The sequence below is a fragment of the Roseovarius sp. MMSF_3359 genome, assembly GCF_030733385.1.
Taxonomy (GTDB): Bacteria; Pseudomonadota; Alphaproteobacteria; order Rhodobacterales; family Rhodobacteraceae; genus Roseovarius.
Genome location: NZ_JASHJC010000003.1, coordinates 130078 through 142939, shown reverse-complemented (window position 1 = coordinate 142939; position 12862 = coordinate 130078). Strand labels below are relative to the sequence as shown.

Below are 12862 nucleotides of genomic sequence, written 5' to 3'. Positions count from 1 at the left end.
TGTTGTCTTGAACGGGCGGCGCTTTGTCATGTCGCCCTTGGTCGCCATTTTTCTGCGCCGGACAGCCTGGCGATGTACCGTCCGGGTGTTCTCATCCGATGCTCTTGGCCCTCTCATGCTGAACCCGGTCCCGCCAGCGATACCACGCCACGATCGGGGGCAGGAACCAAGGCTTTCCGGTGTAGAGGGGCCGGGTCGGGAAGGGCAAGTCGTCAAAGGCGGTTTGCCCGTCCTTAAGGCCCAGCACTTTCTGTCCCGCGCGCATGCCCAGGTAGCTGGCCATCGACACGCCCGATCCACAATACCCCATGGCATAGTGAATACCGTCATGGGTACCGGTATGGGCCAATTCATCAAAGGTATAGGCCACCGTCCCCATCCAGGAATGCGAAATGCGGGTGCCGCGCAGATCCGGGAAAATCCGGCACATGTCCTGGTAAAGTCGCGGCCCGCTGAGCGCCGGGTCAGTCTCGCCCGCCGACACACGTCCGCCAAAGAGAATGCGCCGACGATCCGGCGAGGTTCGATAGTAATAGACGACCTTGCAGGTGTCGCTCGCGATGCGGCCCGTGGGGAAAAGCCTGTCGATCAGGTCCGGGGCAAGCGGTTCGGTGGCAATCACGTAGCTGCCGATCGGTATCACCCGCCGTTGCAGCCATGGCGTCAGGCGGCCGGTATAGCCATTCGTGGCAACGATCACGTCACGTGCGCGGACCACACCCTTTTCGGTGGTGACCTCATGGCCGCCATGGATCGTCCTGATGTCGGTCGCCGCGCAATGGCCGATCACGGTCGCGCCTGCATCCGTCGCGCAGGAGAGCAATCCGCGGTGATAGCGCACAGGGTCGAGCGCCGAGTGGCGCGGAAAGATCAATCCGCCATGGTAGACGTCGGTGCCCAGTTCGGACCGTTGGTCTTGCCGCGAAACGGGCTGGGTTTCGATGCCTTCTTCGGCCTTCAGGCGCTCCGCGTCGCGCATCAGTTGCTCGTAGCTTTGCGCACTATGGGCGGCGTGAAACCGGCCGGATCGGTGGAAGTCGCAGTCGATCCCCTCGTCGGAAATCCGCGTCTCGATCCAGTCGAGTGCTGCCTCACCTTCCCCCCGGATGGCACGGGCGCGGTTGAGGCCGAATTTGGCGGAGAGCTTGCCAAGCGACGGTTTCACGCTGGTGCTGATCTGCCCGCCATTGCGGGTGCTGCACCCCCAACCCGGTGCCTCGGCATCAAGCACAAGTGTCGAGCGGCCCGCCCGCGCGGTCTCGATCGCCGCGTTCAACCCGGTATAGCCCGACCCGACGATCACAACATCCGCCGCCGTCGGCAGCGATGCGTCGATCCGTTCCGGTGCGGGGTATCCGTCGAGCCAGTATGGCGCGTCTTTCCATCCGTTGGCCCAAATCGACTGCGCGGTGGCTTCAGTCATCACGTGGCCTGCCTCCCGCCCTGCCGGTGGTTCGCCATGCTGTATCCTGGGGGCCGTTTTGCGTGAACATTTCACGACGGTAGTAACGTGACATTAATTAAGCAATTCAATATAGATAATATTTGTATTCGAAAAATTTATGCATCTTGGACGGGGTGATTTGCGACTTAAACTAAGACATCTCGAGGTCTTCAACGCCTTGTTCGATGCCGGGTCCGTGTCGCGGGCGGCGCAACGCCTCAACCTGTCGCAACCCGCGGTCAGCGTGGCTCTTGGCAAGCTGGAGGAGGAGTTGGGGTTTCGGCTGTTCCACCGTGACCGGGGTTTCTTTGCGCCCACCAACGAGGCGATCCTGCTTTACGAAGAGGTGCAGCAGGGCATCACCGCTCTCGCCCGGATCGAACAGCGCGCCGACGAGATAAGATCGGGCGCAACCGCGGGGATCAGCATCGCCACCAACGGGGCGATGTCCTATAACTTCCTGCCCCGCGTCATCGCGGATTTCCAGCGTGACTATCCCGGGACCCATGTCGAGCTGCGGGTACATAGTTCCCGTCGGATTGCCTCCTGGGTTGGCAGTCGGCAGATCGACATTGGATTGATTGACGCGCCGGTGCCCGTGGCGGGTCTTGATACGCGGCTGGTGAGCATGGAATGCGTCTGCATCATGCGCGAGGATGACCCGCTGTCTGCCCGGGAGGTCATCACCCCGCAGGATCTCGCAAATCGTCCTGTCATCGCGATCACCGGTGATCACAGTATCGACCGACAGCTTGCGCGGATCATGTCACATGCGGAAACGCCGTTGATCCACAATGCCTCAAGCTATTTCTATGCCATTGCGCGCAATCTGGTGGCGGCGGACAATGGTGTGTCGATCATTGATCCGGTGAACGGCACCGCCGCTTTGGGCGATGGTGTCACCTGGCGTCCGTTCAAACCGGTTGTCGTGCATGAATTGGCCATGATCACGAACCGCGGGCAGCCGGCGGGTATTGCCGCAGCCTTGTTCCAGGCGCGCATCAGCGAACAACTGGTGCCCTACGCTATCTCTGATCCTTGAACTGACTCGGTGGGCCAGCCTACCAGACATAGACCTCCATTTCGTCCGCGGAGATCGAATAGCCGGTCTGACCGAAATTGGTTGATTGCAATTGCGTCCGCATGGTGCCTGTCACCCAGACCGCTTCCCACAGTTGATCACCGGGCCAGGGGTCCTTGGCACTGACCATCACAAGTTGATTTGCCGGTGGGGGCGGGGTGTGGATGCAGGCGCCGACATAGGGGACCAGCATGAATTCCCTCACCCCGGCAGCCGTTACGTCGAAGGGAATGATGAAGCCGGGCATCTTGATATAGGCGCCATTCAGGGATTCGTTCAGCTTGGTGCCATTGGCGTCATAGACGGGATTCCAGGTGTCGTTGACCACGTCCATCTCGCCTTCGCCAATGATCTCCGAATACGGCACGCCGGGCGGGATGAGGTCGTCCCACATGATTTCGCGGGGCCTCTTGGAAAACGCCGCCACGGGCGCAACCGCACCCCCGGCCAGCAGCAACAAGGTGAGCCTGCGGTTCAGCATGGTGATCTCGGTTTCAGCATCATGTCCGCACCATCATACCATCTGCCAGCGACATCCGGTAGGCCCGTAACGCCGGGAAGAAGCTCACAATTGCGCCAGCGGCGATCACGGCCACCACAACAACGCCCTCGCGGATCGTGGGCGCGGTGATCGGTATCCAGAGGCCATAGGCGCTGTCGAGGATCGGCTGGGCGATCACCAGACCGGCATAGAGCAGCGCAAGGCCCAGAAGGGCGCCAATCGCAGCGGTCAGCATGGCCTCGAGGATCAGAAGGCCGAGGATCGTCCCGGGCCGCGCCCCCATCGCGCGAAAGATTGCCATTTCCCGGCGTCTTTCGTTCAGGCTTGAAAAGATCGTGGCCATCATCCCGATCAGCGCGGTCACGACCACCATCGCCGACACCGCAAGAAGCGCGGTTTCCGCAATCCCGACGATGCCCCAGAGTTCCTGTAGTGCCACGCCGGGCAGGACCGCGAGCAAAGGCTCTTCGGGGTATTCGTTGATCGCCCGTTGCAACGCAAAGGTCTGCAGCGGGCTTTCGACGCCAACAAGCGCCGCGGTCACGGCTTTTGGTGTCAGGTCCATCTGGCGGATGACCTCCACGGGGGTGGATTGCCCCGGGATCTTCGCGCCGCTTTGCCAGTCCACATGGATCGCCTCGATGGCTTCCATGCTGACGATCACGGTTCTGTCCACCGGCGTGCCGGTCTTCGCCAGGATACCCGCGACGCGAAACGGCTGATCTTCATGTTCAGTAAATGACGCGATGCCATGGGCCACCACGATCGGATCATCCACCCCGTAGTTCAGCGTGGCGGCAACATCCGCGCCGATGACCGCATCAAAGAGGTCTTCCATGACAAGACCATCCGCGATCTCAAGCGATCGGCCCTGCCGGTACTTGTAGTGTTCGAAAAAACCTTGTGTCGTTCCCATGACACGGAATTGCCTGTGGCTGTCACCAAGCGAGATCGGCACGATCCATTCGACGTCACCGCGCGCCGCGATATCCTGATAACTTTGCCAGGTGACATTGTTCGTCGCGTTGCCAATGCGAAACACCGAATAGAGCAAAAGCTGTACCGAGCCCGACCTGGCCCCGACGATCAGGTCTGTGCCAGAGATCGTGTCGGCAAAACTGGCCTTCGCCCCGGTACGCACCTTTTCAACGCCCAGAAAGAGCGCCACGGACAGGGCAATGGCAAGGATGGTCATCCCGACCGTCAGCGCCCGCGCCAGAAGCGATGCCAAGGCCAGACGCAAGATCATGCGGCCACCCGTTCGATCCGGGCGATCTCTTCCATGCGCAGAACACGGTCGAACCGATCCGCCAGCCGCGGATCGTGGCTCACCATCAGGAGGGAGGTGCCATGTGCCGATGTTTGTTGAAACAGCAGCTCCAAGAAGGCCGCTTGGCTATTGGCGTCCAGCGCGGATGTCGGCTCATCGGCGATGATAAGCGGCGGGTGACCGATCAGGGCGCGGGCCACGGCGACACGCTGCTGTTGCCCCACGCTCAGGGTCCGGGCCATGGCGGTGAACACCTCATCGGGCAGGCCAAGTTCCCGGCAGAGCGACGCGGCGGCGGCCCTTGCATCGCCCGCGCGTTTGCGCCGTTCAGGGGCGAATTGGAGGGGGAGCAGGATGTTGTCGGCCACGGTCCCGAAGGGCAGGAGATTGAATTGCTGAAAAATCACGCCGATCTGCTCGGCACGGAACCGGTCGCGGCATCCACCCGAAAGCGTGGTGATATCAGTCCCCGCGACCTGCACCTTGCCCTTCACGGGAAGGAGCGTGCCGCAGATCAGCGACAAGAGCGTTGATTTGCCGGACCCGCTTTCCCCCAGAAGAAGCACGGTTTCGCCCTCATCGACCGTGAGGTTCGACAAGGATAACGAGAACCCTGTCCTGCCGGGCCAGCGAAAACGGACCTCGGAAAGCGCAAGGACCGGTGGTGCCAATTCAGAACAGGCTCCGCAGGTCGAGCACCGGGGCATCACGCTCCACCTCGAATGCCTGCGCGCCCGAACCGGTGACGATCTGCACGTCCAGTTCCCGTGCATTTTCAAAGGTTTCAAAATAGGCGAAGTTGATTTCTGTCAGGGCCGATGGGTTCGCGCAGCTGAGCGTGTACTCCGCATGGAACTCCGAATGCTGAGCCTCATCCGCGTGGTCGTCATGGTCATCGTGCGCGGCATGCTCGTCATGTTCGCCGTGTTCTTCATGTTCGTGCGCCTCATGATCGTGCTCGTCGTGATCATGTTCTGCATGATCATGTTCGTCGTGGTCGTGGTGCTCGTCGCTTTCCAGCTTGGCGCTTGCCTGGGTTACCGAGCATTCGGCCGCATCTGGCATCACGAAAAGATCGAGAGGGGTTGCAAGCGTGGCGACAGCCGCGTCCACCGCCGCGCGATCTGCTTCGCTTTCAGCGGCGTATTCAAAGCCGACAATGTCCGCCCCGGGGGCATGGAATTCCATCGCCACGGTCGTCTCTTCGATGGCGATATTCAAAGCACCGACGCCGTGTTCATGCGCGTCAAGCTGGCGCGTGTCTTCTGCAAATGCCGGGGCCACGGCAAGAAGGGGGATCAGGGAAAGTGCGTGTTTCATGTGATGTCCAATATGGCTGAGTCAGATAAGGTCACGATGCGCAGGTTCGGCACTGCCCATGGATTTCGACGATATGGCGTTTCGCGCGGAACGCGCCGGGGTCGGTGAGCTTCGTCAGGTGCTGCAAGACGCCGCTGCCATCATGCTCTTCCACCGCTCCGCAGTCTTCACAAATCGCGAGGACAGGGACGCTTTCGGCATGATTGCACCGACAAGGCACGAAGGCACGGATGGATTCGAGCCGATGCGCGCGGCCCTGTTCGGTCAGTGCCGACAACGTGCGATAGACGGTCGGCGGTGCGATTTCCGGCTCCTGCGCCTGCAATTCTTCGAGGATCTGGTAGGCGGTCAGAGGTCTCTCACACGCATTCAGAACGCTCAAGACATCGTCCTGCCGCGCGGTGGCGCGCTTTCTCATGGTCGACCCTCCGTTGGTGAGAATTTTCTATTTTATAAAGTAACAAATCTCAAGGGGGGAGGCCCGCACCAGGATGGTCAACGGTGCCTCCATTTGAGCCATAGTGGTACCTGGCGCAATTTCGGCCAGCTATAGATCGTCAACTGTCAGCGGCACGATTGTAGACTTTGCTGCCGCCGAAAATCTCGAAGAAAAGGTCAGCTTGTGATTTTTGGCCGCCGAACTGCGAGCATTCCAGCGACCACAATGAGTGCGATTCCAGTAACCGCTACTGCATCGGGTCGTTCATCAAAAAAGACTGCTCCCCATATCAATGCAAAGCCCACATATGCGAAGTCGAACGTGCCGACGGTTGAGGCTGGGGCGGATTGATAGGCAACAGCAGTTCCAACAGACGCGACGAGGATCAGCGCCGCCAGGATCGCGATGTTTCGCCATTCTTCGGGTGACATGGCCACCCATGAAGTCGTCAAAAACCCGGCGGTGTCCAATCCCAACAACGCCCCCAGAGCCAGCCCAGCCGACCCGAAAAGAATGAAGGTCGCATTTAGCCCAAGCGCGAGTGTTGCAGGGTGCTCGTTCAGACATTTTGTTCGTGTCAGGATCATCGCCGCCGCATAAAGAATTGCGGAAAATATCGGAAGAAGTGCAGCCCACTGGAACGCCTCGCCGCCCGGGCGCAAAACGAGGATAATTCCCAGAAAGCCCAAAAAGACGCCAGCCCACTGCGTTCGGCCCACGGCCTCGTCCCCAAAAATGGCAGCGAACGCTACAATAAACAGAGGTAGGGTGTAGTAAGCAGCTGCTGCGACTGCCAATGGAAGAAGCGGAAGCGACAGGTAGTAGGCGATCCACATCAACGCCAACATGGATGATCGGACAGCAATCCAAGGAATCGACCTTGGTGCCAGTCTATGTGAGCCAAAGATCAGTAAAGCTCCGACAAGGAGAACTGGGAAGGCCAACAGAGAGCGAACAGCAAATAGCTGCCAGACACCAATACCACCGCCACCCCCGAGTGCCTTAATGAGTGCGTCGCCTAGCGAAAGTGCGAGCACGGTCCCGACTATGGTCGCCACTCCGAGACGAACATTATCAGGCGTCTTGATATCTGAACTATTGGCCATGCCCAACGTTAGCTGGTGTGGATAGAGTTGGAAAAGCTGAAGTTGACTGCAGAAACAAGTGAGTTTGGCCGCCGGACCTGCGATCGCGGAGGGTTCGACTGCCTATGGCCGGTTATTTGCGAATTTAACCGAAGACACCCGGCATTTCGTCCCTGTCCGAAGTGATTTGATGCCGAGCAATCACTGTCCAGGTGACGGGCATCATAGGAGCTGAGGATTCGCCAAAGACCATTTCACCTTTGATGCTCAAAATCTTGATGAAATAGAGTGGCAGCCCGTAGGGGAATCGAACCCCTCTTTCCAGGTTGAAAACCTGGCGTCCTAACCGATAGACGAACGGGCCATGCCTTGGCGTGAGGCGTTCTCTAGGCAAAACCCGGGGCCGACGCAAGAGGCATTTTGCAAAAAAGTGGCGTGATGGCGCCTGTAGACGGCTTATCGCCGGGTTGGACAAGAAGAACCTTATGTCAGGTCGCCGGCGCCGCGTCTTCCAGCCTCAACTGGACGGTCTGGCGGCCGCCCCAGCTATTGATGTCGAGCCGCCCAGCCAGGTGGAACCGCGCGCCTCTATGGGCCTCCAGCGCCGCGCCAAGGGGGCCGTCAAACGCGCCAAAGGCGATTGCGTCCATCTGGGGGCCGGTGCCATCGCCGAACCGCAGCTTGAGGTGGCTGTCGCCAACACGTTTGGCATAGCTGATTGCCATGTCGGGAAAGGCATATCTTGGACCCGGAGCACCGGCACCGAAAGGGCCCGCGGACTCGATCTGCTCGACGAGTTCAACCTGCGCCGCCCCTGGCATCAAAACCCCGTCCAGCCGCAGATCAGAGGGGCCGACCTCGCCGGCGCCCTGTTTCTCCAAGAGTGCCGACAGCCGCGCCATGGCCGCCTCCAACTGGTCACGTTCGACGGTCAGGCCCGCGGCCATCCGGTGGCCGCCACCCTTGACCAACAACCCCTCGACGGCCAGCCGCTGGATAGCCGCACCGAGATCCACGCCACTCACGGACCGACCTGATCCTTTGCCTTCTCCCCCTTCCAGACCGATCACGATTGCCGGGCGGTTGGTGGCTTCCTTGAGGCGGCTGGCGACAATGCCGACCACGCCCGGGTGCCACCCCTCACCGGCGGCCCAGACGAGGGGCGCATCGAGCCCGCGCGCTTCGGCCTGGGCCATCGCGGCGGCGCGGACCGATGCTTCGACGTCGCGCCGTTCGGTATTCAACTGGTCCAGACGATCCGCGAGGCTTCGGGCCTCGTTCAGATCGCTGGTGGCCAGCAATCGCGCGCCGAGATCGGCCTTACCGATGCGCCCCCCGGCATTGACCCGCGGCCCCATGACGAAACCCAGGTGATAGGCACTTGGCGCGGTGTCAAGGCGCGCCACATCCGACAGGGCAACAAGGCCGGGCCGGTGTCGTCTGGCCATGACGCGCAGGCCCTGCTGCACAAAGGCCCGGTTGACGCCCTTCAAGGGCGCGACATCTGCCACGGTGGCCAGAGCCACCAGATCAAGCATGGCCAGCAGGTCAGGCCCCTTGCGGCCCGCTTCACGCAACTGCCGCCCCGCTTCGACCAGCATCAGGAACACAACCGCCGCCGCGCAGAGATGGGCGAGCGCACCATCCTCATCCTGCCGGTTGGGGTTCACCACCGCGAGCGCGTCGGGCAATGTCTCCACGCCGAGGTGGTGATCCAAAATGACCACATTCGCGCCCTTTGCTGCCGCAACCGGCCCGTGGCTCAACGTCCCGCAGTCAACACAGATGATGAGGTCATGCGCCGCTGCCAGCTCCGCCATCGCGGGCTCGTTCGGGCCGTAGCCTTCATCAATCCGGTCGGGAACATAAAGTGTCGCGCTCAGCCCCATCTGCCGCAGCCAATCCAGAAGCAAGGCCGCAGAACTGCCACCGTCCACATCGTAGTCGGCGAAGATCGCGATCCGCTCACGCCGTTCCACCGCCCGCAGGAACCGGGCCGCGGCGGTCTCCATATCCTTCAGGCCGCGCGGATCCGGCAGCAGATCGCGCAGTTGCGGCGTGAGATAGGTCTGGGCCTCCTCAGCCGCCACGCCAAGCCGGGCCAATGTCTGGCACAAGGGCCGGGGCAGGGCGGTCTGCTGCGCCATTGCTTCGGCCAGCCGTTCCGCCTCCGCGGACGGCCCGACCCATGCCCGCCCGGTCAGAGATGAGGTGATGCCGAGATATGCGTTCACCGTCCTCTCCCCGGGCGTCCCCTTTTCATCTTGCCAAAAATACTCGCGCCGCAGGCATCCATTGCCCGCCGGTTACTCCACCGGGTTGCGATAGATCATCCGCCGGAAGGATCCGGTTTTGGACCGCATCAGCACGGTTTCGGTTTCAACGTAACCCGGGCGCCGCTTGACGCCCGACACGATCGAGCCATCGGTCACCCCGGTGGCGGCAAAGATCACGTCGCCGGTGACCATTTCATCGCGGCTGTAGATGCGGTCGAAATCTGTGATCCCCGCCTTGCTGGCGCGGCCGCGTTCATCGTCGTTGCGGAACAAAAGACGTCCCCAGATCTGCCCGCCCATACATTTCAGCGCACTTGCCGCCAGCACCCCTTCGGGCGCGCCGCCGGACCCCATATACATGTCGATGCCTGTCCGGTCCGCTTCGGCGCAGTGGATCACACCCGCCACATCGCCATCTGTTATGAGATAAACCGATGCCCCGGTCTGACGGACCTCGGCGATCATGTCCTGGTGGCGCGGGCGTTCGAGAATGCAGACCGTGATGTCGCTCGGCTTGCATCCCCGCGCCTTGGCCAGCGCCTCGACCCGTTCGGCAGGCGACATGGACAGCGACACGACATCCTTGGCATAGCCCGGTCCGATGGCGAGCTTTTCCATATAAGTATCGGGCGCATGCAACAGGGTGCCGCGTGGCGCCATCGCGATCACGGTCAGCGCATTGGGCATCGCCTTTGCCGTCAGCGTGGTACCTTCAAGCGGATCAAGCGCGATATCCACACCGGGGCCGTCACCGCTGCCGACCTCTTCGCCGATATAGAGCATCGGCGCCTCGTCGCGCTCCCCTTCGCCGATCACAACGACGCCCGCGATGTTGAGCAGGTTGAGCTGTTCGCGCATCGCATTCACGGCGGCCTGGTCTGCGGCCTTTTCATCCCCGCGGCCGATCATGTCGGCACAGGCAAGCGCCGCGGCCTCGGAAACGCGCGCCAACCCCAGGGACAGCATGCGGTCGTTGAAATCGACAGTGGCAGACATCGGCAATTCCTTAGTTTTTTGATCCATTCAGCATTATCGGGCAGGCCGCCCGGGCGCAAGCGCCGGCTCAGACGGTTTCGATCCGCAAGGCAACGGGGTCACCGTCGAGCACATCGAGGTTCGACATCGCCGCCAGAGCGACGTCCAGCGCATCGCGGGTGATCTTGTGTGTCACGATCAACACCGGGGCGGTCGTCTCGGAATGCTGGTATTGCCGCATCCGGTCGATGGAAACCCCTGCCTCGCCCAGAACGCTCGTGACCTTGGCCAATGCGCCGGGTTTGTCCTCAAGCGCCATGCGCAGATAGTAGGGCGCCGGCGTGACGGCCTTGGCCGGTTTCGCGGGGCTCAGGCCCTTGGCAGGCTGTCCGAAGGTCGAGATCCTAAAGCCGCGCGCGATGTCCATCACGTCGCCCATCACGGCGCTGGCGGTCGGTCCTTCGCCCGCGCCAGGGCCTCGCAACACGATCTGCTCGACATTGTCACCTTCCAGGACACACATGTTGGTGCCGCCTTCGAGCTGTCCCAGCGGGCTGGTCACCGGAACGAGGCAGGGCGACATGCGCTGCTCCAACCCCCGGCCGGTCATCTGGCAGACGCCCAGCAGTTTGATCCGAAAGCCCATATCGGCGGCCTGATGGATGTCGTCGATGGTGATCCGTTCGATCCCCTCCAACTCGACACCGTCAAAGTTCACCTGCGTCCCAAAGGCGACAGAGGCCAGCAGCGACAGTTTGTGACCTGCGTCGATCCCGCCCACATCAAGCGTCGGGTCGGCTTCGAGATAACCAAGCTGATTGGCCTCTTCGAACACTTCCGCATAGGGCAGGCCCGCCGATTGCATCCGGGTCAGGATATAGTTGCAGGTGCCGTTCATCACGCCCATGACGCGGGTGATATCATTGCCTGCAAGCCCTTCGGTCAGCGCCTTCACAACCGGGATGCCACCGGCAACAGCGGCCTCAAACCGGATCACGCGGCCCGCGGCCTCGGCCGCTTCGGCCAGCGCCTGACCGTGATGGGCCAGCATCGCCTTGTTGGCGGTCACGACGTCCTTGCCCGCGGCGATCGCGGCCTCGGTCGCGGCCTTGGCGGGGCCATCGCTGCCGCCCATCAGTTCCACGAAAACGTCCACATCGTCGCGCTTGGCCAGGGCCACTGGATCGTCTTCCCACGCATAATCCGAAATGTTCACGCCCCGGTCCTTATCTCGCGACCGGGCGGAGACGGCGGTGATGACCACGGGGCGACCGGCCCGATTTGCCAGAAGGTTGGCCTTTTGCCGGACGATCTTGACGACGCCGGCGCCAACGGTGCCCAATCCGGCGATGCCAAGGCGCAGGGGTGTTGTCATGGGGTTCTCCGATCCGCGTTCTGGAATGGTCTGAGGCTGCGATGTAACGGGTTCAATCGCCCCTTGCAACGCGGGTTTTGACCCGGTGGCACGGCGAAGGGGACCTATTCGATCCCGTCCTGCATCCGTTGATGGGTTTCATCGTCGATCACGTCGCGCTGAAGCCGCGCCGCGCGGGATTTGAGCCGGTCGATGCGGGCCTGGGTATCGGGCGCGGTCTCCGGTTCGATCCGTGCATCTGGCGTCTTGGCGGTCAGCGATTCGATTGGCACGAGATCGGGATAGGTTGCATCACTGTCCACGGTATCCTCGAGCTCGGGAAAATCACTGCATGCGCTCAGCGCCGCAAAAAGGGTCGGGAACAGGAAAAGGGGCAGGCGCATGGCTCGGCAGGTCCGTTTGGTCGTCTCTGACGCCCTTCATGGCATTTTAATCCCGTGCGGGGCAAGCAGGGGATTGATTTGAACGCATGTTCAGTTAAATCTTGCGCATGGCTCGAACCCAAGGCTCTCATTCGGATATTACCGGCCCGCGCGTCCGTGAGGCGGCGCTGCACCTCTTTGCGCGCCACGGGTTTGCCGCCGTGTCGATGCGCCAGATCGCAGGCGAGGTCGGCGTACAGGCGGGGGCGCTTTACAATTACACACCCGACAAGCAGACACTGCTTTTCGATCTCATGAAAGCCCATATGGATGAGCTTCTGGCCGGTTGGACGGCGCAGGGCGAGGCCGATGATCCGTTGGCGCAGTTGGAGCGGTTCACCCGCTTTCACATACGTTTCAATTCGCGGCGCCCCGAGGCGGTGTTCATCTCATACATGGAGCTGCGGAACCTGAGCGCCGAGAACTTTGCGGTCATCGAGAACCTGCGCCGGGTCTATGAGGACGCGCTTGCCGATATTCTTCGCGCCGGTGTGGCCACGGGGGCGTTTAACGTGTCGGAACCCAAGGTGGTCGCGATGGCGATCATCGCTCTGCTGACCGGCGTGAACACCTGGTATAGCGAAGAGGGGCGTCTCAGCCTTGAAGAGGTTGAGGAGGTGTACTGGACCATGGTGCGCCGGGCCGCCGCGGGGTAGAGAGGATGCCGCCGCAG

At 61.7% G+C, this 12862-nt stretch carries 13 protein-coding genes and 1 tRNA gene; 2 read left to right on the top strand and 12 right to left on the bottom strand.

Going from position 1 to position 12862, the window contains the following annotated elements; all coding sequences use genetic code 11:
• Nucleotides 1–91: 91 nt before the first annotated feature.
• On the bottom strand, nt 92–1423 hold the full coding sequence (locus RBB29_RS05740; protein WP_306113601.1) for an FAD-binding oxidoreductase: 1332 nt from the start codon (nt 1421–1423) through the stop codon (nt 92–94).
• Nucleotides 1424–1583: 160 nt separating this feature from the next.
• Here RBB29_RS05740 and RBB29_RS05735 point away from each other — a divergent pair, with 160 nt between their 5' ends.
• Entirely contained in the window at nt 1584–2486 is a 903-nt protein-coding gene (locus tag RBB29_RS05735; RefSeq protein ID WP_306113600.1) for a LysR family transcriptional regulator, read from the top strand.
• A gap of 19 nt (nt 2487–2505) precedes the next feature.
• On the opposite strand, the gene RBB29_RS05730 is transcribed toward RBB29_RS05735, so the two are convergent.
• The 11 genes from RBB29_RS05730 to RBB29_RS05680 all read right to left on the bottom strand — a co-directional run bounded on the left by RBB29_RS05730 (nt 2506) and on the right by RBB29_RS05680 (nt 12150).
• A complete protein-coding gene (locus RBB29_RS05730; protein ID WP_306113599.1) occupies nt 2506–3006 on the bottom strand; it encodes a DUF3299 domain-containing protein in 501 nt (166 codons plus the stop codon).
• 19 nt (nt 3007–3025) lie between these two features.
• Entirely contained in the window at nt 3026–4276 is a 1251-nt protein-coding gene (locus RBB29_RS05725; RefSeq protein WP_306113598.1) for an ABC transporter permease, read from the bottom strand.
• Nucleotides 4273–5004 carry an ABC transporter ATP-binding protein gene (locus RBB29_RS05720; RefSeq protein WP_306113597.1) on the bottom strand — a complete coding sequence of 244 codons (732 nt, stop codon included), beginning with the start codon at nt 5002–5004 and terminating at the stop codon, nt 4273–4275. The genes RBB29_RS05725 and RBB29_RS05720 overlap by 4 nt, the downstream gene beginning before the upstream one ends.
• The gene (locus tag RBB29_RS05715) at nt 4970–5617 is read right to left on the bottom strand and encodes a DUF2796 domain-containing protein (protein WP_306113596.1); all 648 of its coding nucleotides are present in this window, start codon (nt 5615–5617) and stop codon (nt 4970–4972) included. The genes RBB29_RS05720 and RBB29_RS05715 overlap by 35 nt, the downstream gene beginning before the upstream one ends.
• A 31-nt stretch (nt 5618–5648) precedes the next feature.
• Nucleotides 5649–6035 carry a Fur family transcriptional regulator gene (locus RBB29_RS05710; protein WP_306113595.1) on the bottom strand — a complete coding sequence of 129 codons (387 nt, stop codon included), beginning with the start codon at nt 6033–6035 and terminating at the stop codon, nt 5649–5651.
• A 197-nt stretch (nt 6036–6232) separates the two neighbouring features.
• Complete coding sequence (locus RBB29_RS05705; protein ID WP_306113594.1) at nt 6233–7162, bottom strand: DMT family transporter; 930 nt, start codon at nt 7160–7162, stop codon at nt 6233–6235.
• A gap of 268 nt (nt 7163–7430) precedes the next feature.
• Nucleotides 7431–7505, bottom strand: a tRNA-Glu gene (locus RBB29_RS05700).
• Between the two features lie 124 nt (nt 7506–7629).
• Nucleotides 7630–9375, bottom strand: a complete 1746-nt coding sequence (gene recJ, locus RBB29_RS05695; protein WP_306113593.1) for a single-stranded-DNA-specific exonuclease RecJ — start codon at nt 9373–9375, stop codon at nt 7630–7632.
• Nucleotides 9376–9447: 72 nt separating this feature from the next.
• Complete coding sequence (gene glpX / locus RBB29_RS05690) at nt 9448–10413, bottom strand: class II fructose-bisphosphatase (RefSeq protein ID WP_306113592.1); 966 nt, start codon at nt 10411–10413, stop codon at nt 9448–9450.
• A 67-nt stretch (nt 10414–10480) separates the two neighbouring features.
• The gene (locus RBB29_RS05685) at nt 10481–11767 is read right to left on the bottom strand and encodes a homoserine dehydrogenase (protein ID WP_306113591.1); all 1287 of its coding nucleotides are present in this window, start codon (nt 11765–11767) and stop codon (nt 10481–10483) included.
• Between the two features lie 104 nt (nt 11768–11871).
• On the bottom strand, nt 11872–12150 hold the full coding sequence (locus RBB29_RS05680; protein WP_306113590.1) for a hypothetical protein: 279 nt from the start codon (nt 12148–12150) through the stop codon (nt 11872–11874).
• A gap of 107 nt (nt 12151–12257) precedes the next feature.
• Here RBB29_RS05680 and RBB29_RS05675 point away from each other — a divergent pair, with 107 nt between their 5' ends.
• Nucleotides 12258–12845 (top strand): TetR/AcrR family transcriptional regulator, encoded by a 588-nt coding sequence (locus tag RBB29_RS05675; protein WP_306113589.1) that lies wholly within the window; start codon nt 12258–12260, stop codon nt 12843–12845.
• The last annotated feature ends 17 nt before the right edge of the window (nt 12846–12862 follow it).

Excerpts from the sequence above, each read along its gene's own strand:
- RBB29_RS05740 (WP_306113601.1), bottom strand. The coding sequence starts at position 1,423 with ATGACTGAAGCCACCGCGCAGTCGATTTGGGCCAACGGATGGAAAGAC.
- RBB29_RS05730 (WP_306113599.1), bottom strand. The coding sequence starts at position 3,006 with ATGCTGAACCGCAGGCTCACCTTGTTGCTGCTGGCCGGGGGTGCGGTT.
- RBB29_RS05725 (WP_306113598.1), bottom strand. The coding sequence starts at position 4,276 with ATGATCTTGCGTCTGGCCTTGGCATCGCTTCTGGCGCGGGCGCTGACG.
- RBB29_RS05720 (WP_306113597.1), bottom strand. The coding sequence starts at position 5,004 with ATGCCCCGGTGCTCGACCTGCGGAGCCTGTTCTGAATTGGCACCACCG.
- RBB29_RS05715 (WP_306113596.1), bottom strand. The coding sequence starts at position 5,617 with ATGAAACACGCACTTTCCCTGATCCCCCTTCTTGCCGTGGCCCCGGCA.
- RBB29_RS05710 (WP_306113595.1), bottom strand. The coding sequence starts at position 6,035 with ATGAGAAAGCGCGCCACCGCGCGGCAGGACGATGTCTTGAGCGTTCTG.
- RBB29_RS05705 (WP_306113594.1), bottom strand. The coding sequence starts at position 7,162 with ATGGCCAATAGTTCAGATATCAAGACGCCTGATAATGTTCGTCTCGGA.
- glpX (WP_306113592.1), bottom strand. The coding sequence starts at position 10,413 with ATGTCTGCCACTGTCGATTTCAACGACCGCATGCTGTCCCTGGGGTTG.
- RBB29_RS05685 (WP_306113591.1), bottom strand. The coding sequence starts at position 11,767 with ATGACAACACCCCTGCGCCTTGGCATCGCCGGATTGGGCACCGTTGGC.
- RBB29_RS05680 (WP_306113590.1), bottom strand. The coding sequence starts at position 12,150 with ATGCGCCTGCCCCTTTTCCTGTTCCCGACCCTTTTTGCGGCGCTGAGC.
- RBB29_RS05675 (WP_306113589.1), top strand. The coding sequence starts at position 12,258 with ATGGCTCGAACCCAAGGCTCTCATTCGGATATTACCGGCCCGCGCGTC.